Here is a 1,568-nt window from a genome sequence, read left to right as displayed (position 1 = left end):
ATAAACAACATATGATTTGTCCGGCGAATCAAGAAGTCGCTTGGTGTTAAAGCCATTTCTTCGTTCATCGCGTAGCGTAAGCTCAGAGTATCTGCTACCGTTAACCCTTCTACTTGTTTGACTTCATCTAATAAAGCCAATACTTTAGGAGCATTTGAACCATACAAATGAGCAAGATAAAGCGCTTCTGATTCGCTTAAGCCTTTTTCCACTCCTATTTGTGCTAATTTTTCTGTTTCTTCATCGACTTCTTGCGGATTAAGTTCTCCACCGGACACTGGGTATTTAGCAGAGTCAATCAATTCATAAGATAAATTGAAATCCTTTTGTAGGATTTCGATAACAGATTTCATCGCGCCAATCGCCATTTTACGGTAGTCAGTTAATTTCCCGCCAGCTACTGTAATCAAGCCATCTTCATCAACCTCTAGCACACTCCCGCGTGAAATCGCTGAAGGATTGGTTTCTGATTCAGAATTACTGGATTTGATATTTTTCAATGCATCTTCTACGGTATACCGATCAACATTCCCTTTTTGGTATTGTTCAATCGTAGCGATCACATGGTCAAAACTCTCATCTGATATGGGTTGGCTGTTGCCGCCATTGTAGTCAGAACCGCCATTTGATGCAATCAACGGCCGCAACCCTGCCCAGCTGGATTCGATATCGTTAAGGGTAATATTGGCTGAAGGATAACGCGTATTGATAATGTCTAATAGGTAATCGACGTCATCTTGCTCAACAGTCGGATGTGAAAAATCGCCTTTGTAATCTGTATCTGTTGTGCCAAAATACGTTTTTTCTTCACGCGGAATCACAAAGACCATCCGGCCATCATTTTTACCCGTATCGAAGTAAGTTGGTTGCGGTACATATAATTTCTTATTGTCTACAACTAAATGAACCCCTTTTGTCGGGCGCATTTGTGGCACAGCGTCTAATTTAGTGTCCATTTGTCGAATTGTGTCTGACCATGGACCTGTTGTATTTAAGACGACACGTGCTTTGATTTCAAACGTTTCACCGGTTAACAAGTCTTCCACTTCTGCTCCAGAAACTTTGCCATTTTCATCGTGTAAAATACCCACGACTTTGACCCGACTGACCATATGTCCGCCATCTGCAGCAGCCCGTTTGATGTTTTCAATCACTAGACGAGCATCATTGTTGCGGTAGTCCAAGTAAACCCCAGCACCGAGTAAGCCTTCACTATTTAATTGCGGTTCGCGTTCCAAGGCCTCTTCTTTTGTCAACGTATAGTTTGCGTATTTTGTTCCTGTTACACTTGCTAGTCGGTCGTATAGATCCATTGCTACTTTTAAGGAGAACATCGAGAAAGTTGAACCTGGTTCGTCATAAATCGGTAATATCATAGGATCTGCTTTTGGGATGTGTGGCGCGATTCCTTGTACAACCGCACGCTCTTGAACCGTATCTGCTACTACTTCAACATCAAAGTTTTTCAAATAGCGTAAGCCGCCATGGACTAATTTGGTTGAGCGAGAAGAGGTTCCTTCTGCAAAATCCTGCATTTCAACTAGACCTGTTTTGAGGCCAGAAGCGCT

1 protein-coding gene is annotated in these 1,568 nt (G+C 42.4%); it reads right to left on the bottom strand.

Going from position 1 to position 1,568, the window contains the following annotated elements:
- A partial coding sequence (gene glpO, locus RT405_RS12535) for a type 1 glycerol-3-phosphate oxidase (RefSeq protein ID WP_313470123.1) occupies positions 1-1,568 on the bottom strand: 1,568 nt, incomplete at both ends.

The organism is Carnobacterium sp., from assembly GCF_032094055.1.
Lineage (GTDB): Bacteria > Bacillota > Bacilli > Lactobacillales > Carnobacteriaceae > Carnobacterium_A.
The sequence above is the reverse complement of the archived record's forward strand: the minus strand, read 5'-3'. Positions and strand labels throughout refer to the sequence as shown.